Raw genomic sequence first — 21,901 nt, forward strand, 5'->3', positions numbered from 1 at the left:
GCCTTGATGTCGGCCGTTTCGATCACGGCGACTTGCGCCGTGGTCAGGGCAGCAATCCCAGCGGTCGTCAGGGCAGCCACCTGGGCGGTGGTCAGGGCCTTGATGTCGGTGGTTTCGATGGCAGCGATTTGGGCGGTCGTCAGGGCAGCGATCTGGCCAGTGGTCAGGGCAGAGACCTGGGTGGTGGTCAGGGCAGCGATCTGGGCCGTGGTCAGGGCGGCCAGGTCAGTGGTGGTCAGGGCCCGCACGTTGGCGGTGGTCAAGGCGCTGATGTCAGAGGTCTCGATGGCCGCGGCCTGGGCCGTGGTCAGCGAAGCCACCTGGGTGGAGGTCAGGGCAGCGACCTGGGTTGAATCCAGGGCCACGATCTGGGCGGTGGTCAGGGCCGCGACACCGGCGGTGGTCAAGGCCTTGATGTCCGCTGTTTCGATCACGGCGACTTGCGCCGTGGTCAGGGCAGCGACACCAGCGGTCGTCAAAGCAGCCACCTGAGCGGTGGTCAGGGCTTTGATGTCGGCGGTTTCGATGGCAGCCACTTGAGCCGTGGTCAGCGAGGAGACCTGGGTGGTCGTCAAAGCCGCAACCTGGGTGGAGTCCAGGGCCACGACTTGGGCGGTGGTCAGGGCAGCGACCCCAGCGGTGGTCAGGGCGCGCACGTTGGTCGTGTTCAGCGCGCTGATGTCGGAGGTTTCAATGGCGGCGACCTGAGCCGTCGTCAAGGCGGCGACTTGGCTGGAGACCAAGGCGGCGACTTGGGTGGAATCCAGGGCCACGACTTGGGCCGTGGTCAGGGCAGCGACACCGGCTGTGGTCAAGGCCTTGATGTCGGCCGTTTCGATCACAGCGATCTGGGCCGTGGTCAGAGCCGCCACTTGGGCGGTGGTCAGGGCAGCGACTTGCGCGGTCGTCAGGGCCTTGATGTCGGTGGTGTCAATGGCCGCCACTTGGGCGGTCGTCAGGGCAGCGATCTGGCCAGTGGTCAGGGCAGAGACCTGGGTGGTGGTCAGCGCGGCGATCTGAGCGGTTGTCAGGGCGGCCAGGTCGGTGGTGGTCAGGGCCCGCACGTTGGCGGTGGTCAGGGCGCTGATGTCGGAGGTCTCGATGGCCGCGGCCTGAGCCGTGGTCAGCGAAGCCACCTGGGTGGAGGTCAGGGCCGCGACCTGGGTGGAATCCAGGGCCACGATCTGGGCGGTGGTCAGGGCCGCGACACCGGCGGTGGTCAAAGCCTTGATGTCGGCCGTTTCGATCACAGCAATTTGTGCGGTGGTCAGGGCAGCCACACCCGCGGTGGTCAGCGCCGCGACTTGAGCGGTCGTCAGGGCCTTGATGTCGGCGGTTTCAATGGCCGCCACTTGAGCGGTCGTCAAGGCACCGACTTGCGTGGTGGTCAGAGCAGCGACTTGGTTGGAGTCCAGTGCGACGACTTGGGCCGTGGTCAGCGCAGCGACACCAGCGGTGGTCAGGGCGCGAACATTGGTCGTGTTCAGCGCGCTGATATCGGTGGTTTCAATGGCGGCGACCTGAGCCGTCGTCAAGGCGGCGACTTGGCTGGAGACCAAGGCGGCGACTTGGGTGGAGTCCAGGGCCACGACTTGGGCCGTGGTCAGGGCAGCGACACCGGCGGTGGTCAAAGCCTTGATGTCAGCCGTTTCGATCACAGCGATCTGGGCCGTGGTCAGGGCGGCGACCCCGGCGGTCGTCAAAGCAGCCACCTGGGCGGTGGTCAAGGCCTTGATGTCATTGGTGTCGATGGCCGCCACTTGAGCGGTTGTCAAGGCACCGACTTGCGTGGTGGTCAGGGCGGCAACCTGGTTGGAGTCCAGGGCAACGACTTGGGCCGTGGTCAGGGCAGCAACGCCAGCGGTGGTCAGGGCGCGAACATTGGTCGTGTTCAGCGCACTGATGTCGGTGGTTTCAATGGCGGCGACCTGGGCCGTCGTCAAGGCCGCCACTTGGGCTGAGACCAAGGCGGCGACCTGGGTGGAGTCCAGGGCCACGATCTGGGCGGTGGTCAGGGCGGCCACACCAGCGGTGGTCAAAGCCTTGATGTCGGCCGTTTCGATCACAGCCACCTGGGCGGTGGTCAGCGCGGCCACTTGGGCCGTGCTCAAACCAGCGACCTGGGCGGTGGTCAGGGCCTTGATGTCAACCGTTTCAATGGCGGCGACCTGGGCGGTGGTCAGCGCAGCCACTTGGCTGGTGGCCAGCGCGGCGATCTGGGTGGAGTCCAGGGCGGCAACTTGTGCCGTGGTCAGGGCAGCGACGCCAGCGGTGGTCAAGGCGCGGACATTGGCCGTGTTCAAGGCGCTGATGTCAGCGGTCTCGATGGCCGCCACCTGGGCGGTCGTCAGTGCGGCAACCTGGCTGGTGACCAGCGCACCGATCTGCGCGGAGTTGAGCGCAACGATCTGCGCCGTGGTCATCGCGGCGATGCCGGCGGTGGTCAAGGCACGGGCTTCCGCCGTGGTCAGTGAGTTCACCTGATTGGTGTTCAGGGAGGCGACCTGGGCTGTGGTCAGCGCGGCGATTTGTGCCGTGGTCATGGCGCGCACATCGAGTGTTTCGATGGGCGAGACCTGGGCGGTGACCAAGGCGGCGATCTGGGCGGTGGTGAAGGCAGAAACCTGCGCCGAGTCCAGGGCCACGATCTGGGCGGTGGTCAGCGCAGCGACGCCAGCGGTGGTCAAGGCACGGACATTGAGCGTGTTCAGCGCGGTGATGTCGCTGGTCTCGATGGCGGCCACTTGGGCCGTCGTCAAGGCGGCCACCTGGCCAGTGGTCAGCGCAGCGACTTGGGCCGAGTCCAGGGCCACGACTTGCGCGGTGGTCAGGGCCGCTGTGCCCGCGGTGGTCAGGGCCCGCACGTCGGCCGTCTCCATGGCGGCGACTTGGGCGGTGGTCAGGGCGGCGACACCGGCGGTCGTCAAGGCGGCCACCTGGGCGGTGGTCAGGGCCTTGATGTCATTGGTGTCGATCGCGGCCACTTGGGCCGTCGTCAGGGCAGCGATCTGGCTGGTGGTCAGCGCAGAGATCTGCGACGAGTTCAGGGCCAGGACTTGGGCCGTGGTCAGGGCGGCGACATCGGCCGTGTTCAGGGCGCGGACATTGGCGGTGCTCAGGGCACTGATGTCCGTGGTTTCAATGGCGGCCACCTGCGCGGTGGTCAAGGCTGCGACCTGGGCGGTCGTCAGTGCGGCAGCCTGGGCAGAGTTCAAGGCGACGATCTGCGCCGTGGTCATGGCGGCAGCCTGGCTGGTGGCCAAGGCAGCAACCTGCGTGGATTCCATGGCGGCCACCTGGGCCGTTGTCAGGGCAGCGACACCTGCTGTGGTCAGCGCACGGACATTGGTCGTGTTCAGGGCACTGATGTCAGCGGTTTCGATGGCGGCCACCTGGGCCGTCGTCAAAACAGCCGCTTGGGTAGACACCAGGGCTGCGATTTGGGCCGAGTCCAGGGCCACGACTTGGGCGGTGGTCAGGGCAGCGACACCGGCGGTGGTCAAGGCCTTGATGTCAGCCGTTTCGATCGCGGCGACTTGCACCGTGGTCAGGGCAGCGACGCCCGCTGTGGTCAAAGCGGCGACTTGCGCAGTGGTCAGTGCCTTGATGTCGGTGGTATCGATGGCCGCCACTTGGGCGGTCGTCAGGGCAGCGATTTGGCCTGTGGTCAGAGCCGCCACCTGGGTGGAGGTCAGGGCAGCGACCTGAGCGGTGGTCAGGGCGGCGAGGTCGGTGGTGGTCAGGGCCCGCACGTTGGTCGTGTTCAGGGCGCTGATGTCGGAAGTCTCGATGGCCGCAGCCTGGGCCGTGGTCAAAGCAGCCACTTGGGTGGATGTCAGGGCAGACACCTGGCTGGAATCCAGGGCCACGACTTGGGCCGTGGTCAATGCGGCGACACCGGCGGTGGTCAGGGCCTTGATGTCGGCCGTTTCAATCACCGCGACTTGCGCGGTGGTCAGGGCAGCGACGCCTGCCGTGGTCAAAGCACCCACTTGAGCCGTGGTCAAGGCCTTGATGTCATTGGTGTCGATGGCGGCCACTTGGGCGGTCGTCAAAGCGCCCACTTGCGTGGTGGTCAGGGCAGCAACCTGGTTGGAGTCCAGGGCGACGACTTGGGCCGTGGTCAGAGCCGCGACACCGGCGGTGGTCAGGGCACGGACATTGGCCGTGTTCAAGGCGCTGATGTCGGTGGTTTCAATGGCGGCGACCTGCGCTGTCGTCAGGGCGGCGACCTGGGTGGACACCAATGCGGAAATCTGGCTGGAGTCCAGTGCCACGACTTGGGCCGTGGTCAAGGCGGTCACCTGAGCTGTGGTCAAGGCCTTGATGTCGGCCGTTTCGATCACGGCGACTTGCGCTGTGGTCAGGGCAGCGACACCGGCGGTGGTCAGGGCGGCCACCTGGGCGGTGGTCAGGGCCTTGATGTCGGCGGTTTCGATGGCGGCCACTTGGGCCGTTGTCAGGGCGCCGACCTGGGTGGTCGTGAAGGCAGAGACCTGCGTGGATTCCAGGGCAGCGACTTGGGCCGTGGTCAGTGCAGCGACGCCAGCGGTGGTCAGGGCGCGGACATTGGTCGTGTTCAGGGCACTGATGTCGGTGGTTTCGATGGCAGCGACTTGCGCGGTCGTCAGGGCGGCCACTTGGGTGGACACCAATGCGGAAATCTGGCTGGAGTCCAGGGCCACGACTTGGGCCGTGGTCAAGGCGGCCACCTGGACGGAGGTCAGGGCCTTGATGTCGGTCGTTTCGATCACCGCGACTTGCGCCGTGGTCAGGGCAGCGACACCGGCCGTGGTCAGGGCCGCCACCTGAGCGGTGGTCAGGGCCTTGATGTCATTGGTGTCGATGGCGGCGACTTGGGCGGTCGTCAGGGCACCGATCTGGGTGGTGGTCAGGGCAGCAACCTGGGTGGACTCCAGGGCGGCGACCTGGGCCGTGGTCAGGGCAGCGACGCCAGCGGTGGTGAGGGCGCGGACATTGGTCGTGGTCAGGGCGCTGATGTCGGTGGTTTCGATGGCAGCGACTTGCGCGGTCGTCAGGGCGGCCACTTGGGTGGACACGAGTGCGGCAACCTGGCTGGAATCCAGGGCCACGACTTGGGCCGTGGTCAAGGCAGCAACGCCTGCCGTGGTCAAGGCTCGGGCCTCGCTGGTGGTCAAGGCGGCGACCTGGGCGGTGGTCAGTGCAGCGACGCCCGCCGTGGTCAGGGCAGCCACTTGGGCCGTGGTCAGGGCCTTGATGTCATTGGTGTCGATGGCAGCCACTTGGGCTGTCGTCAACACGCCAACCTGGGCGGTCGTCAATGCGGCCACCTGGGTGGAATCCAGGGCCAGGACTTGGGCGGTGGTCAGCGCAGCCACACCAGCGGTGGTCAGGGCGCGGACATTGGCCGTGGTCAGGGCAGTGATGTCGCTGGTTTCGATGGCGGCGACCTGGGCGGTCGTCAACGCGGCGACTTGGCCAGATGTCAAGGCAGCGACCTGGCTGGAGGCCAATGCCACAACTTGGGCGGTGGTCAAGGCGGCCACGCCGGCGGTGGTCAGGGCGCGGATGTCGGCGGTCTCGATCACGGCGACCTGCGCGGTGGTCAGGGCAGCGACGCCAGCCGTGGTCAAGGCAGCGACCTGGGCAGTGGTCAGGGCCTTGACATCATTGGTGTCAATGGCGGCGACCTGGGCGGTCGTCAACGCGCCGACCTGGGTGGTCGTCAGGGCGGATACCTGGTTGGAGTCCAGGGCCGCGATTTGCGCGGTGGTCAAGGCGGCGACGTCGGCCGTGTTCAAAACACGGACATTGCCCGTGGTCAGGGCGCTGATGTCAGTGGTTTCGATGGCAGCCACTTGGGCCGTCGTCAGAGCGGCAACCTGGCTTGAGCCAAGTGCAGCCACTTGGCTGGAGTCCAGGGCCACGACTTGCGCGGTGGTCAAGGCGGCGACGCCTGCTGTGGTCAAGGCGCGAGCCTCGCTGGTGGTCAGCGCAGCAACTTGCGCGGTGGTCAGCGCAGCGACACCGGCCGTGGTCAGCGCCGCGACTTGGGCGGTGGTCAGGGCTTTGATGTCATTGGTGTCAATGGCGGCCACCTGGGCGGTCGTCAATGCACCGACCTGGCCGGTGCTCATGGCCGACAGCTGGGCAGAATTCAAGGCAACGATCTGCGCCGTGGTCAGTGCGGCCGTGGCCGAGGTGCCAAAGGCACGGGCAGCGGAGGTGGTCAGGGCCGACACCTGGTCCGTGGTCAGCGCGGCAACCTGGTTGGTGGTCATGCCGGCGATCTGGGCCGTGGTCATGGCGCGCAGGTCGGCGGTATCGATGGCCGCGATTTGCGCCGTCGTCATACCTGCGACCTGGGTGGTGTTCAGGGCGCTGACCTGGGCCGAGTTCAGGGCCAGGACCTGGTTGGTGGTCATGGCGGCCACCCCGGCGGTGGTCAGGGCCAGCATGTCGCTGGTGCTCAGTCCGACGATGTCTGCGGTTTCAATGGCGGCGACCTGGGCCGTGGTCAAGATCGACACCTGGCTGGTCGTGAAAGCGGCGACTTGTGCCGAATTCAGTGCGGCCATCTGGGCGGTGCCCAGCGTGGTCAATGCCGCCGTGGTCAGGGCGCGCAGGCCGCTGGTCTCGATGGACCCGACCTGAGTGGTGGTCAACACTGCGACTTGCGCGGTGTTGAAGGCAGCCCAGTCCTCCGTGGAGAGGTTGATGATCGATTGAGTCGACAGCGCAGCGATCTGCGTGGTCGTGTACATCGGAATCAGCGAGGACATGGTCTACCCTTTTTCAGCCAGTGCTTCTGGCATGTAAGCAAAAATATCGGTAAAGATTTCAAATACTTAAGGCTGGACCACCTCTCGGTGGCCCAGCCTGTTTTTTCTTTGGATGTCAGATCAGCAGGTTGTTCTGCTTGTCGTCAACCAGTTGCGTGTGGTCGATCGGAACCAGCGGCAAGTGGTGTGTGACGGATGCCACATCCAGCGTGGTCTGGCTGGCTGCCGGATCCGCATGTCCTGCCAGCAAGTCCTGCCCTCGGTCTGACAACAGGTCCTGGGCACTGACCGCCAGGGGCGTGGCCGGTTTGGTGCCGTCCTCACCCGCTGCGCCGGTGGCCGATGCTGCTGCCGAGGCCTGCACCGTGGCGTGCAGATTGGCGTCATCCACCGGGACGGTCGTGGCGGTGGTCGTCGAGCTGCCGACTTCCTTGCTGAACCAGACGTCGGCCATGTCGTGAGACGCGCCGTCGGAGGTCTTGTAGCCAGAGACCAGGCCCAGCAGGTTGCCGTTGTCGATTTCCGTGCCGGTCTTGGCACCCAGGTCCAGCTCGATGATGCCCAGGCTGGCCAAGGTCTTGAGCTCGCCAGCGTTGGTGATGCCGTCGCCGTTGCCATCGACCCAGACCTGCAGGTCCTTGAAGTGGGCATCGGCGGCCGTGATCTTGCCGTCGTGGTTGGAGTCCAGCTCCCTCAAGGCCGCGTAGCCGTCGCCTGCACGCTGGCCATTGGCCAGGGTGGTGCCGGTGCCGAACAGTTCGGTGCCGTTGTTGATGGTGCCGTCATGGTTGCGGTCCATCACCAGCAAGCCGTCGCCAGAGGATGTCCAGCCGTGCTGGCTGGTGGCGCCAGTGGCGTTCAGGTCGAAGGTGTTGCCATGCGCCGCCGAGGTGGTGTGCACCCCGTCGCCGTTCAGGTCCAGCACGATGGGCGAGGCGGAGATCAGCGCATCCACTTGGGCGGCACTCATCGCGCCGACCTGTGTCGAGGTGAAGGCCACGCTCTGCGTCATGCTCAGGGCGGCCAGGTCGGTCGTCTCCAGGGCCACGATCTGGTCGGTCGTGAAGGCCTGCATCTGAGTCGTGGTCAGCTCGTGGATCTGCGTTGTGGTGAACGCGGCCACTGCATCGGTGTTCAGGGCGGCGATCTGGGCCGTGGTGAAGGCGTGGACACCGGCGGTGGTGAAGGCCACGATGTCGGCCGTGTCCAGGACCGAGATCGCACTGGTGTTCAGCGCGGCCACCTGGGAGGTGGTCAACACATGGATGGCCACGGTGTCGAAGGCGGCGACTTCGGTCGAGGTCAGGGCCGCGATGTTGGTCGTCGTGAAGGCCACCACCTGCGCCGTGGTCAGTACCGCAATCTGGTCGGTGCCGAACGAGGAGACCTGGGCGGTGTTGAAGGACGCGATCTGGGCCGTGGTCATGGCCTTCAGGTCGGTCGTCTCGATGGCGGCGATCTGGTTGGTGGTCAGCGACCCGATCTGGCTGGTGGCAAAGGCCGAGATCTGCGCCGTGGTCATGGCGGCGATCTGGTCGGTGGTCAGAGCAGCGACGCCAGACGTGGTCAGGGCGCGGATGTCGGCGGTGTTCAGGGCCGTGATGTCGGTGGTTTCAATCGCCGAGATCTGAGCCGTGTTCAGGGCCGCGACCTGGTTGGTACCCAGTGCGCCGATCTGAGTGGTGCTCAGTGCAGCGATCTGGTCGGTGGTCAGGGCGCCGATGCCGACGGTGGTGAAGGCGCGAACCTCCGCCGTGGTCAGCACGCCGATCTGGTCGGTGGTCAGGGCACCGATCTGCGTCGTGGTCAGGCCAGCGATCTGGGCCGTCGTCATGGCCTTGAGGTCGGTGGTCTCGATGGACGAGATCTGCGCGGTGTTCAGCGACACCAGTTGGGTGGTGCTCAGGGCCGCGACCTGGGTCGAGGTCAGGTTGGCCACTTGATCGGTGGTCAGGGCTGCCACACCGGCCGTGGTCAGGGCGCGGATGTTGGTGGTGGTCAAGGCACCGATGTCGGCGGTGTCGATGGCGGCCACTTGCGCGGTCGTCAGGGCGGCCACCTGGGTGGAGCCCAGCGAGGCGATCTGAGCCGTGGTCAGCGCCACGATCTGGTCGGTGGTCAGGGCGGCCATGCCAGCGGTGGTGAAGGCGCGGGTCTCGGCCGTGGTCAGCACGTTGATCTGGTCGGTCGTCAGCGCGGTCACTTGGGCCGTGGTCAGGGCGCCGATCTGGGCCGTGGTCATGGCCTTGATGTCAGCGGTTTCAATCGCGGCGATCTGGTCGGTGGTCAGCGCCGAGACCTGGGTGGTCGACAGGGCTGCCAACTGGGCCGAGTTCAGAACGGCGACCTGGTCGGTGGTCAAGGCGGCCAGCGACGTGGTGGTCAAGGCGCGCATGTCGGCCGTGTTCAGGGCCCCCATGTCCGTCGTCTCGATCGCGGACACCTGGGCGGTGTTCAGGGCGGCGACCTGGGTGGTGCCCAAGGCGGCGATCTGCGTGGTGCTCAGGGCCACGATCTGGTCCGTGGTCAGGGCAGCGATGCCCGCCGTGGTCAGGGCGCGGACTTCGGCCGTGGTCAGGACGTTGATTTGAGCCGTTGTCAGCGAGGACACCTGGGCGGTGTTCAGGCTGGCGATCTGGGCCGTCGTCATGGCCTTCAGATCGGTGGTTTCAATCGAGGAGACCTGGTTGGTGGTCAGCGCACCAATCTGCGTGGTCCCGAAGGCGGCGATCTGGGCCGTGGTCATGACCGCGATCTGGTCGGTGGTCAGGGCCGCGACGTTGGCCGTGTTCAGGGCTCGGATGTCAGCGGTGTTCAGGCCGGCGATGTCCGTGGTTTCGATGGCAGACACCTGGGCCGTGTTCAGCGCGCCGATCTGCTGGGTGCTCAAGGCGCCCAGCTGGGTGGAGCTCAAGGCCACGATCTGGTCGGTGGTCAGGGCAGCGATGCTGGCCGTCGTCAGGGCACGGGTTTCGGCCGTGGTCAGGACGCCGATCTGGTCGGTGGTCAGCGAGGCCACTTGCGCGGTGTTCAGGCTGGCGATCTGGGCCGTGGTCATGGCCTTCAGGTCGGCCGTTTCAATCGAGGAGACCTGGTTGGTGTTCAGCGCGCCGATCTGCGTGGTGCTCAGGGCCGACAGTTGCGCCGAGTTCAGGGTGGCGATCTGGTCGGTGGTCAGGGCGGCCACGCCAGCGGTGGTCAGGGCGCGCATGCTGGCCGTGTTGAGGCTGCCGATGTCGGCGGTCTCGATGGCGGCCACTTGCGCGGTCGTCAGCGAGGCGACCTGGCTGGTGCCCAGGGCAGCAATCTGCACGGTGGTGAAGCCCACGATCTGGTCGGTGGTCAGGGCAGCGATGCCGGCGTTGGTCAACGCGCGGGTCTCGGCCGTGGTCAGGGCGCCGATCTGGTCGGTGGTCAGCGAGGACACTTGCGTGGTCGTCAGGCTGGCGATCTGGGCCGTGGTCATGGCCTTCAGGTCGGTTGTTTCGATGGCGGCGATCTGCGCCGTGGTCATCGCGGCGATCTGGGCGGTGGCGAACGAAGCGATCTGCGCCGTGGTCATCAAGGCGATCTGATCGGTGGTCAGGGCGTTGACGGCGGCGGTGCTCAAGGCGCGGATGTCGGCCGTGTTCAGGGCGCCGATGTCACCGGTTTCAATCGCGGCCACTTGGGCCGTGTTCAGCGCGGCGACTTGGCTGGTGCTCAAGGCGGCGATCTGAACGGTGGTGAGGGCGACGATCTGGTCCGTGGTCAGGGCAGCGACGCCGGCCGTGGTGATGGCACGCGCTTCGGCCGTGGTCAACACGCCGATCTGGTCCGTGGTCAAGGCGGACACTTGCGCCGTGTTCAGGCTGGCGATTTGCGACGTGGTCATCGCCTTCAGATCGGTGGTCTCGATGGCGGCGATCTGGTCGGTGGTCATCGCACCGATCTGGCTCGTGCCAAACGAGGCGATCTGAGCTGTGGTCATGACCGCGATCTGGTCGGTGGTCAGTGCTGCGACCGACGCCGTGTTCAGGGCGCGGATGTCGGCCGTGTTCAGGGCGCCGATGTCGCCGGTTTCAATCGCGACCACTTGGGCGGTGTTCAACGCGGCGACCTGGCTGGTGCCCAAGGCGGCGATCTGAACGGTGGTGAGGGCGACGATCTGGTCCGTGGTCAGGGCGGCGATGCCGGCCGTGGTGATGGCACGGGCTTCGGCCGTGGTCAGGACGCCGATCTGGTCAGTGGTCAGCGAGGACACTTGCGTGGTCGTCAGGCTGGCGATCTGGGCCGTGGTCATGGCCTTCAGGTCGGTCGTCTCGATGGCGGCGATCTGGGCCGTGGTCATCGCGACGAGCTGGCTGGTGCCGAACGACGAGATCTGGGCCGTGGTCATGACCGCGATCTGGTCGGTGGTCAGGGCGTTGACGGCGGCGGTGTTCAAAGCGCGGATGTCGGCCGTGTTCAGCGCACCGATGTCACCGGTTTCAATCGCGGCGACTTGTGCCGTGTTCAGCGCGGCGACCTGGCTGGTGCCCAGGGCGGCGATCTGAACGGTGGTCAGGGCGACGACCTGGTCCGTGGTCAAGGCAGCGATGCCGGCCGTGGTGATGGCGCGGGCTTCGGCCGTGGTCAAGGCGCCGATCTGGTCGGTGGTCAGGGCGGCCACTTGGTTTGTGGTCAGGCTGGCGATCTGGGCCGTGGTCATGACCTTCAGGTCTGTCGTCTGGATGGACGCGATCTGGTCGGTCGTCATCGCGGCGATCTGGTTGGTGCCCAGCGAGGCGACTTGCGCCGTGGTCAGGTTGGCGATCTGGTCGGTGGTCAGGGCGTTGACGGCGGCCGTGGTCAGCGCGCGGATGTTGGCCGTGTTCAGGGCACCGATGTCACCGGTTTCAATCGCGGCAGCTTGCGCGGTGTTCAGCGCGGCGACCTGGTTGGTGCCCAAGGCGGAGATCTGAACCGTGTTCAATGCCACGACTTGGTCGGTGGTCAGTGCGGCGATGCCGGCAGTGGTCAGGGCGCGCGCTTCGGCCGTGGTCATCGCACCGACTTGGTCGGTGGTCAAGGCGGCCACTTGCGCGGTGGTCAAACCAGCGATCTGCGACGTGGTCATGGCCTTCAGGTCGACCGTCTCGATGGCGGCAATCTGGTCGGTGGTCATCACGACCACCTGGCTGGTGGCCAGCGACGACACTTGCGCCGAGGTCAGATTGGCGACCTGGTCGGTGGTCAACGCGGCGACGGCAGCGGTACTCAGGGCCCGGATGTTGGCCGTGTTCAGCGCGCCGATGTCGGTCGTTTCAATCGCGGCGGCTTGCGCGGTGTTCAGCGCGGCGACCTGGTTGGTTCCCAGGGCCGAGATCTGGACCGTGTTCAGGGCCACGATCTGGTCGGTGGTCAGCGCGGCGACGCCCGCGGTGGTGATCGCACGGGTTTCGGCCGTGGTCAGGGCGCCGACCTGGTCGGTGGTCAAGGCGGCCACTTGCGCGGTGGTCAGGCCAGCGATCTGCGACGTGGTCATGGCCTTCAGATCGGTCGTCTCGATGGCGGCGATCTGGTCGGTGGTCATCGCGGCCACCTGGTTGGTGGCCAGCGAGGCGACTTGGGCCGTGTTCAGGTGAGCGACCTGGTCGGTGGTCAGCGCGGCGACAGCAGCAGTGCTCAGGGCACGGACGTGGCTGGTGTTCAGCGCGCCGATGTCGGTCGTTTCAATGGCTGCCACTTGTGCGGTGTTCAGCGCAGCGACCTGGCTGGTGCCCAGTGCGCTGATCTGGTCGGTGCCCAGCGCCACGATCTGGTCGGTGGTCAAGGCGGCGACGCCAGCCGTGGTCAGGGCCCGGATGTTGGCCGTGTTCATCACCGTGATCTGGTCGGTGGTCAGCGCGGCAACCTGGGCGGTGTTCAAGGCAGCGGCCTGGGCCGAGGTCAGGCCCTTCAGGTCGGCCGTCTCGATGGCGGCGATCTGGTCGGTGGTCAGCGCGGCGATCTGAGTCGTGGCCAACGCGGCCAACTGGACCGAGTTCAGGTTCACGACCTGGTCGGTGGTCAAGGCGGCCACGGCCGAGGTGCTCAAGGCACGCATGTCGGCGGTGTTCAGCGCCACCACATCCTGGGTTTCAATGGCCGACACCTGGGCGGTGTTCAACACCGCCACTTGGGTGGTGGCCAGGGCGCCGATCTGGGCCGAGCTCAAAGCCACGATCTGGTCAGTGGTCAAGGCCGCGACGCCAGCGGTGCTGATGGCACGCGCTTCGGCGGTGGTCAGGGCCGTGATCTGGTCGGTGGTCAGCGAAGCGACTTGTGCGGTGTTCAGCGCACCGATCTGGGCCGTGGTCATGGCCTTGACATCGGTGGTTTCTAGGGCGCTGATCTGGTTGGTGTTCAGGGCAGCGATCTGGTTCGTGGCCAGCGCGGCGACCTGCGCGGTGTTCAGTGCGGCGACCTGGTCTGTGGTCAGCGCGGCCACGTTGGCGGTGCTCAGGGCCCGCACGGCGGCGGTGCTCAAGGCGCCAATGTCGCTGGTTTCGATGGCAGCGACCTGGGCGGTGTTCAGCGCAGCGATCTGGCTGGTGGCCAGCCCGCCGATCTGCGTGGTGCTCAGGGCCACCACCTGGTCGGTGGTCAGGGCCGTGACCTGGCTGGTGCTCAGCGCGGCGGTTTGTGCCGAGGTCAGCACGGAGATCTGGTCGGTGGTCAGCGCGCCGACGGCAGCGGTCGCCAAGGCGCGGATGCTGGCCGTGTTCAGGGCGGTGATGTCGGTGGTTTCAATGGCTGACACCTGGGCCGTGTTCAGCGCCGCGACCTGGTTGGTGGCCAGCGCGGAGATCTGCGCCGAGTTCAGGGCAACGATCTGGTCGGTGGTCAGGGCGGCCACTGCCGCCGTGTTCAGGGCGCGGACATGGGCCGTGTTCAATGAACCGACCTGGTCGGTGGTCAGGGTCACGATCTGCGCGGTGTTCAGCGCGGCGATCTGGGCGGTGGTCATGGCTCGCACGTCCAGCGTCTCGATGGGCGAGACCTGGTTGGTCGTCAATGCGGCAACCTGGGTGGTGGTCATGGACGCGATCTGCGTCGAGGTCAAAGCGACGATCTGGTCGGTCGTCAGTGCGGCGATGGCGGCAGTGCTCAAGACGCGCACATCGGCAGTGGTCAAGGCGCCAATGTCGGCGGTCTCGATCGCGGCGACCTGGTTGGTGTTCAGCGCAGCGACCTGGTTGGTGGCCAGCGCGCCCACTTGGGTCGAGTTCAGGGCGACGATCTGATCTGTGGTCAGCGCGGCGATGGCGGCGGTGCTCAAGGCCCTCACGTCGGCTGTGTTCAGCACGCCCACCTGGTCGGTGGTCAGCGCGGAGGCTTGGGCAGTGTTCAGCACCGCGACTTGGGCCGTGGTCATCACACGCAGGTCCACCGTTTCAATGGCGGCGACCTGGTCCGTGGTCAACGCGACCACTTGATTGGTGCCCAGCGAAGCGACCTGGGTCGAGCTCAGGTTGACGACCTGGTCGGTGGTCAGTGCGGCCACGGCCGAGGTGGTCAGGGCGCGCAAGCTGGCGGTGTTCAGGCTGCCGATGTCGGTGGTTTCAATCACGGACACTTGGGCGGTGTTCAGCGCGGCTGCCTGGCTGCTGCTCAGCACGCCGACTTGCGCCGAGTTCAAGGCCACGACCTGGTCGGTGGTCAGCACGGCAACCTGGTTGGTGCCCAGGGCGGCCACTTGCGTGGTGCTCAAGGCGGCGACCTGGTCGGTGGTCAGGCCTGTGACGGCAACCGAGTTCAGCACGCGCACGCTGGCGGTGCTCAGGGCGCTGATGTCGGTGGTTTCGATGGACGCGACCTGGGTCGAGTTCAGCGCGGCCACTTGCGAGGTGGACAGGGCGCCAATCTGGGCCGAGTTCATGGCCACGACCTGGTCGGTCGTCAGCGCGGCAGTGGCGGCTGTGGTGAGCGCACGCACGTCGGCCGTGTTCAGCACTGCGATCTGGTCGGTGGTCAGGGCGGCCACTTGGGCGGTGTTCAGCGCGGCAGCTTGTGCCGTGGTCAGCACGCGCACATCAGCGGTCTCGATGGCGGCGATCTGGTCTGTTCTCAACGAAGCGACCTGGCTGGTGCTCAGCGAGGCGACCTGAGTCGAAGTCAAGGCGGCGATCTGGTCGGTGCTCAGCGCACCCACCGCGACGGTGTTGAAGGCGCGGATGGAGGCGGTGCTCAGCGCGCCGATGTCGGCGGTCTCGATGGCCGAGACTTGGCTCGAGGTGAGGGCGGCGACCTGGGTGGTGCCCAGCGCAGCCACTTGGGCCGAGTTCAAGGCCGCGATCTGGTCGGTGGTCAAGGCGGCGATGCCGGCGGTGGTCAAAGCCCGCACTTCGGCGGTGTTCAGGGCGCCGATCTGGTCGGTCGTCAGCGCAATCACCTGGGCCGTGTTGAAGGCGGCGATCTGGCTGGTGGTCATGACGCGCAGGTCAGCCGTGTCAATGGCGGCGACCTGGTCGGTGCGCAGGGCCGCGACCTGGTTCGTGGCCAAGGTTGAAATCTGTGCGGAGTTCAAGGCCGCGACCTGGTCGGTCGTCAGGGCGTTGATGGCAGCGGTCGTCAGGGCGCGGATGCTGGCGGTGTTGAAGGCCGAGATGTCGCTGGTGTCAATCACCGACACTTGCGCCGTGTTCAGTGCGCCGACCTGGGTTGTGCCCAAGGCCGCGATCTGGGCGGTGTTCAGAGCCACGATCTGGTCGGTGGTCAATGCGGCGATGCCGGCGGTGCTCAGCACGCGCACGTCGGCCGTCGTCAGCACGCCGATCTGGTCGGTGGTCAGTGCCGACAGTTGGGCGGTGTTCATCGCGGCCACTTGGGCGGTGCTCATGACCGCCAGGTCGGTGGTTTCGATCGCGGCCACTTGGGCGGTGTTCAAGGCGGCGACCTGGTTGGTGGCGAAGGAGGCCACTTGCGTCGAACTCAGCGCGGCGATCTGGTCAGTGGTCAGCGCGGCGACGGCTGCGGTCGTCAAGGCGCGCATGCTGGCGGTGTTGAGCGCGCTGATGTCGCTGGTGTCGATCGACGACACTTGCGCCGTGTTCAGTGCGGCCACTTGGCTGGTGCCCAGGGCGGAGATCTGCGCGGTGTTCAGCGCCACGACCTGGTCGGTCGTCAAGGCGGCCACCCCAGCGGTGGTCAGGGCCCGCACGCCGGCGGTGGTCAAGGCGCCCACCTGGTCGGTGGTCAAGGCGGCCACGTGGCTGGTGTTGAACGCGGCCACTTGGGCGGTGCTCATCACGCCCACGTCAACGGTTTCAATCGCGGCGACCTGGTCTGTCGTCAGCGCGGCGATCTGGTTGGTGGCGAAGGCGTTCACCTGCGACGTGGTCAAGGCGGCGATCTGGTCGGTCGTCAACGCGGCGACGGCGGCGGTGTTCAACGCGCGGATGTCCGCCGTGTTCAGGGCGCCAATGTCCGAGGTGTCGATGGACGAGATCTGACGCGTGTTCAGCGCGGCGACCTGGGTCGTGCTCAAGGCGGCGATCTGCACCGTTGTCAGGGCAACGATCTGGTCGGTGGTCAAAGCGGCGATGCCCGCCGTGGTGATGGCGCGGGTTTCGGCAGTGGTCAGTGCCCCGACCTGGTCCGTGTTCAGCGACGAGATCTGCGCGGTGGTCATCGCGGCGATCTGAGCGGTGGTCAGCGTGCGCAGATCCACCGTGTCGATCGCGGCGATTTGTGCGGTGTTCATGGCCACGATCTGCGTGGTGGCCAGCGAAGACAACTGGGCCGAATTCAAGGCCGAGATCTGATCGGTGGTCAAGGCGCCCACCGCCGAGGTGGTCAGCACCCGGATGGCCGCTGTGTTCAGGGCGCCAATGTCGGTGGTTTCAATGGCGGACACCTGGGCTGTGTTCAGCACCGCCACCTGGCTGGTGCTCAACGCAGCAAGGTGCGTGGTGTTCATGGCGGCGACCTGGTCGCTCGTGAGTGCGGCCACCGAGGCCGTGGTCAGCGCTCGAATGTCGGCGGTTTCAATGGCTTCAATCTGGGCTGTCGTGAGCGCAGCGATCTGGGCCGTGTTGAACAGAGCCCAGTCGGATGTGGCGAGGTTGACGATCGATTGGGTCGAAAGTGCCGCGATCTGCGTGGTGGACAGCAGTGGAATCAACGAAGCCATAAGTCAAACCCCTTGGGTGTAAATCACACTGAAAAGCGGCTTCGGGTCATGAAAAGCACCAACCAGCCGCTCATCAAAAAAAGAATTGATAAATCTGCATGGAGGCTAAATCCGGGACCAAGCCTCCAAAGCTTGAATAAGCCGGGGCATTCAGAACCGATTTCAGCCCGCGAGATTCTTCAAGTCATCCTCGGACTTATCGGCGCGGTCTAAATAGACTGAAGGCGAGGGGTGGTCGATGGGCTTGACCAAAAGGTGGAGATGCACGGCAGCGCGTGAACTGCATCACGCAGTCCACTTATCCAAAAGGTGGTGACTTGATGTTTCTGCCGGGTAAACGGTGCCCGCCCGTCTACTTTTTAACGGCCGCCCGGGGAATTACGGGAATACGCTGACTTGGGCCTTCAAGTCGAGCCAACGGTCGGCCACCTGGGCCAAATGGCTCACCGATCCGCTTGTCCACAATTGAGTTGTGGGCTTGTAGTCTGGGCGGGGCAAGCGGGGCAGCTCGGCGCTGACCCGTTGCGTTTGACGCGCCACGGCCTGTGCCGTGTCAATGATGCGCACCTTGGGTCCCAGCGCTTGCTGAAACAGGGGCGCGACAAAGGGGTAGTGTGTGCAGCCCAGCACCACGGTATCGACCTGGGCCTCACGCAGCGGTTGGGAGAAGGTCTCGACCAGTGCCCGCAAGGCGGGGCTGTCCAGGTGGCCCGCCTCGATCTCCTTGGCCAACCCTGGGCAGGGTTGCAACACGATCAGGGCATCTTGGCCATGCATTTCAATCAAGCGTTTGAATTTGTCGCTGGCCAGGGTGCCCGGCGTGGCCAGCACCCCAATGCGTTTGTTGACCGACACAGCCACCGCCGGTTTGACGCCCGGCTCAACCCCGACGATGGGCAGCTCGGGCCAACGCTGGCGCAGCGTGTGCACCGCCATGGCCGTGGCCGTGTTGCAGGCGACCACGATGACCTGTGCGCCCTGGCTCAGCAAAAATTCGCTGATCGCCAGTGCCCGGCCAGCGATGAAGGCATCGTCGCGCTCGCCATAAGGCGCATTGCCGGAGTCCGCCACATATAAGAGTTGCGCCAATGGCATGTGCTGCCGCAGATCCCGCAGCACCGACAGCCCGCCCAACCCCGAGTCGAACAGCCCAATGCGCAATCCTTCACCAAGAGAGGTGTCGAGGAGGGGCGAGGCAGGAGGCACAATGTCGGGTTGGGTCATGTGGGCGCTATTTTCCTCTGAATAGAGGGGGCAAAAGCGGTCCGAAGCCCAGAACTCGCGCTAGAATCGAACGATCGTGCTTTTTTAGGCATGTTTTTCTTATCAACTATTCCTCATGACGCAGGAGAACAAGGCATGAAGGTTCTGGTTCCGGTCAAACGTGTTGTTGACTACAACGTGAAAGTCCGTGTGAAATCTGATGGTTCTGGCGTGGACATCGCCAACGTCAAGATGAGCATGAACCCCTTTGATGAAATCGCCGTCGAAGAGGCCACGCGCCTCAAAGAAAAAGGCATCGTCACTGAAATCATCGCCGTCTCGGTGGGCGTGACCCAATGCCAGGAAACCCTGCGCACGGCCATGGCCATTGGCGCAGACCGCGGCATCCTGGTCGAGACCACCGACGAAGTGCAACCCCTGGCCGTGGCCAAGATCCTGGCCGCTTTGGTCGCCAAGGAAAAGCCCGATCTGATCATTCTGGGCAAGCAAGCCATCGATGACGACAGCAACCAGACCGGCCAGATGCTGGCTGCGCTGACGGGCCTGCCCCAAGCCACCTTCGCCTCCAAGGTGGAAGTGGCCGACGGCGCCGTCTCCGTGACCCGCGAAGTCGATGGCGGCCTGGAAACGCTCAAGCTCAAGCTGCCTGCGGTGATCACCACCGACCTGCGCCTGAACGAGCCCCGCTACGTCACGCTGCCCAACATCATGAAGGCCAAGAAGAAGCCCCTGGAAGTGGTCAAACCGGCCGATCTGGGTGTGGACGTGGCCTCGCGCATCAAGACCCTGAAGGTTTCTGAGCCGCCCAAGCGCTCCGCTGGCATCAAGGTGCCCGACGTGGCCACGCTGGTGAGCAAGCTCAAGAACGACGCCAAAGTGATCTGAGGAGACAATAACCATGACCGCTCTCGTCATTGCTGAACACGACAACAACAGCCTGAAAGGCGCCACGTTCAACACCATCACCGCTGCCAAGCAAGCTGGTGGTGATGTGCATGTGCTGATCGCTGGTTCCAACGCCGGCGCAGCTGCTGCGGCCGCCGCGCAAATCGCTGGCGTGACCAAGGTGCTGCACGCCGACGGCGCGCAATTCGCCGATGGCCTGGCTGAAAACGTGGCAGCCCAAGTGCTGGCCGTCGCTTCTGGCTACAGCCACCTGTTCTTCCCCGCCACCGCCTACGGCAAGAACGTGTCACCTCGCGTGGCCGCCAAGCTGGACGTCGCCCAGGTGTCGGAAATCTCCAAGGTGGTCAGTGCCGACACCTTCGAACGCCCGATCTACGCCGGTAACGCCATCGCCACCGTGCAATCGACTGACGCCGTCAAGGTCGTCACCGTGCGCGCCACTGGTTTTGACGCTGCTGCCGCCACTGGTGGTTCTGCTGCCGTTGAAACGGTTGCTGCCGTTGCCGACAGCGGCACCTCCAGCTTCGTGGGCCGTGAAGTCACCAAGAACGACCGCCCCGAGCTGACCGCCGCCAAGATCATCGTGTCCGGTGGTCGTGCCCTGGGCTCGAGCGACAAGTTCAACGACGTGCTGTCGCCCCTGGCCGACAAGCTGGGCGCCGCCCTGGGTGCCTCGCGCGCTGCGGTTGACGCGGGCTACGCCCCGAACGACCTGCAAGTGGGTCAGACCGGCAAGATCGTCGCGCCTCAGCTGTACGTGGCCATCGGTATTTCCGGCGCCATCCAGCATTTGGCCGGCATGAAGGACTCGAAGGTGATCGTCGCGATCAACAAGGATCCTGAAGCCCCGATCTTCCAAGTGGCCGACTTCGGTCTGGAAGCCGATCTGTTCACGGCCGTGCCTGAACTGATCAAGGCTCTGTGATCATTTAGTTTGATTTGATTGAACCACCGCTGAATTGGCGGATGCAAATGCCAGACAAACCGTCTGTCTGATGCTTGCGGGGGCACCTTACAAGGTGCCCCCTTTGTCGTTATCCGGAGAAGAACATGACCTACCGCGCCCCCGTCAAAGACCAGCTCTTCTGCATGAAGGAACTCGCTGGCCTGGACCAGATTGCCCAGATCCCCGGCTTTGAAGATGCTGGCATCGAAACCGCCCAGGCTGTGCTCGAAGAGTCGGCCAAGTTCAACGAGGGCGTTGTGGCTCCCCTGAACTGGAGTGGCGACCAGGACCACGGCTCCTGGGACAATGGCGTGGTACGCGCCTCCAAGGGCTTCAAGGAAGCCTACCGTTTGCTGGCCGAAGGTGGCTGGCAAGGCCTGCAGCAGCCCGCCGAGTTTGGCGGCCAGGGCCTGCCCAAGACCATCGGTGCGGCCTGCATTGAGCACACCACCGCGGCCAACTTGAGCTTCTCGCTGTGCTCCATCCTGACAGGCGGCGCCATCGAGGCCCTGCTGGTGGCCGGTAGCGATGAGCTGAAAACGCGCTACATCCCCAAGATGATTGAAGGGGCCTGGACCGGCACCATGAACCTGACCGAGCCGCAAGCCGGCTCCGATCTGGCTTTGGTGCGTTCCAAGGCCGTCAAGCAAGACGATGGCAGCTACCGCATCTCGGGCCAGAAGATCTTCATCACCTATGGTGAGCACGACATGTCCGAGAACATCGTGCACCTGGTGCTGGCCCGCACGCCCGACGCGCCCGAAGGTGTCAAGGGCATCAGCCTGTTCGTGGTGCCCAAGTTCCTGGTGAACGAAGACGGCTCCAATGGCAAGCGCAACGACGTGTACTGCGCCTCCATCGAAGAAAAGCTGGGCATCAAGGCCTCGCCCACCGCCGTGCTGGTGTTCGGCGATGACAAGGGTGAAGTCGGCGCTGGCGCCATCGGCCACATCGTGGGCGAAGAGAACCGCGGCCTGGAATACATGTTCATCATGATGAACGCCGCCCGCTTCGACGTGGGCGTGCAGGGCATCGGCGTGTCCGAGCGTGCTTACCAGCAGGCCGTGTCTTACGCCAAGGACCGCGTGCAATCGCGCCCTGTGGATGGCTCGCAGCCCGGTTCAGCCGCCATCATTCACCATCCCGACGTCAAGCGCATGCTGATGACCATGCGCTCGCTGATCGAAGGCGCGCGCGCCATGGCCATCGTGGGCGCAGCTGCCTATGACACAGCCCACCACCACGCTGACAAAGCCGTGGCCAAGCAAGCCCAGTCGGTGTATGAATTCCTGGTGCCGCTGATCAAGGGCTTCAGCACCGAAAACTCGGTCGAGATCACCTCGCTGGGCGTGCAAGTGCACGGCGGCATGGGTTTCATCGAAGAAACAGGCGCAGCCCAGTACTACCGCGACTCGCGCATCCTGCCCATCTACGAAGGCACGACCGCCATCCAGGCCAATGACCTGGTCGGCCGCAAGACCTCGCGCGATGGTGGTGCCTTGGCCAAGGCCATCGCGGCCCAGATCGCCGACACCGAAGGCCAACTGGCCGTCCGCGACAGCGTGCAGGCCAAGAACTTGGCCAAGCGCCTGAAGGCCGGCCGCGAAGCCTTCCTGCAGGTGGTGGATTTCGTCGTGGCCAATGTCAAGACCAAGCCTAATGCTGTGTTTGCAGGCTCCGTGCCCTACCTGATGCTGACGGCCAACCTGGTCAGCGGCTGGCAACTGGGCCGGGCCCTGCTGGTGGCCGAAGACCGCCTGAAGGCCGGCGAAGACGCTGACTTCATGAAGGCCAAGATTGCCACCGCCAGTTTCTATGGCGACCACATCCTGCCCCGCATCGGCGCGCTGCGCGACAGCATCCTCGAAGGTGGCGACAGCGTGACCGCGATGGCACTTGATTCGTTCTGATTGTTTTTTTGACCCA

6 protein-coding genes are annotated in these 21,901 nt (G+C 65.3%); 3 read left to right on the plus strand and 3 right to left on the minus strand.

Features of this window, described 5'->3' with window-relative positions; all coding sequences use genetic code 11:
* From LQ232_RS23155 to murI, 3 genes are all read right to left on the minus strand, one after another.
* The coding region (locus tag LQ232_RS23155; protein ID WP_230182770.1) for a heme utilization protein at positions 1–6,764 on the minus strand (6,764 nt) is incomplete at its 3' end.
* Between the two features lie 115 nt (positions 6,765–6,879).
* Positions 6,880–16,899, minus strand: a complete 10,020-nt coding sequence (locus tag LQ232_RS23160; RefSeq protein ID WP_230182771.1) for an S-layer family protein — start codon at positions 16,897–16,899, stop codon at positions 6,880–6,882.
* Between the two features lie 378 nt (positions 16,900–17,277).
* Positions 17,278–18,123 carry a glutamate racemase gene (murI, locus tag LQ232_RS23165; protein ID WP_230182772.1) on the minus strand — a complete coding sequence of 282 codons (846 nt, stop codon included), beginning with the start codon at positions 18,121–18,123 and terminating at the stop codon, positions 17,278–17,280.
* Between the two features lie 135 nt (positions 18,124–18,258).
* Between murI and LQ232_RS23170 the strand changes: the two genes are divergently transcribed.
* From LQ232_RS23170 to LQ232_RS23180, 3 genes are all read left to right on the plus strand, one after another.
* Positions 18,259–19,008, plus strand: a complete 750-nt coding sequence (locus tag LQ232_RS23170; RefSeq protein ID WP_230182773.1) for an electron transfer flavoprotein subunit beta/FixA family protein — start codon at positions 18,259–18,261, stop codon at positions 19,006–19,008.
* A 13-nt stretch (positions 19,009–19,021) separates the two neighbouring features.
* On the plus strand, positions 19,022–19,954 hold the full coding sequence (locus tag LQ232_RS23175; protein WP_230182774.1) for an electron transfer flavoprotein subunit alpha/FixB family protein: 933 nt from the start codon (positions 19,022–19,024) through the stop codon (positions 19,952–19,954).
* A 125-nt stretch (positions 19,955–20,079) separates the two neighbouring features.
* The gene (locus LQ232_RS23180) at positions 20,080–21,885 is read left to right on the plus strand and encodes an acyl-CoA dehydrogenase (RefSeq protein WP_230182775.1); all 1,806 of its coding nucleotides are present in this window, start codon (positions 20,080–20,082) and stop codon (positions 21,883–21,885) included.
* The last annotated feature ends 16 nt before the right edge of the window (positions 21,886–21,901 follow it).

It is taken from the genome of Aquabacterium sp. CECT 9606 (assembly GCF_918741295.1).
Classification (GTDB): Bacteria; Pseudomonadota; Gammaproteobacteria; order Burkholderiales; family Burkholderiaceae_C; genus Aquabacterium.

What these genes read in the sequence shown, in the direction of transcription:
- LQ232_RS23160 (WP_230182771.1), bottom strand. Translation starts at nt 16,899, where the DNA reads ATGGCTTCGTTGATTCCACTGCTGTCCACCACGCAGATCGCGGCACTT.
- LQ232_RS23170 (WP_230182773.1), top strand. Translation starts at nt 18,259, where the DNA reads ATGAAGGTTCTGGTTCCGGTCAAACGTGTTGTTGACTACAACGTGAAA.
- murI (WP_230182772.1), bottom strand. Translation starts at nt 18,123, where the DNA reads ATGACCCAACCCGACATTGTGCCTCCTGCCTCGCCCCTCCTCGACACC.
- LQ232_RS23180 (WP_230182775.1), top strand. Translation starts at nt 20,080, where the DNA reads ATGACCTACCGCGCCCCCGTCAAAGACCAGCTCTTCTGCATGAAGGAA.
- LQ232_RS23175 (WP_230182774.1), top strand. Translation starts at nt 19,022, where the DNA reads ATGACCGCTCTCGTCATTGCTGAACACGACAACAACAGCCTGAAAGGC.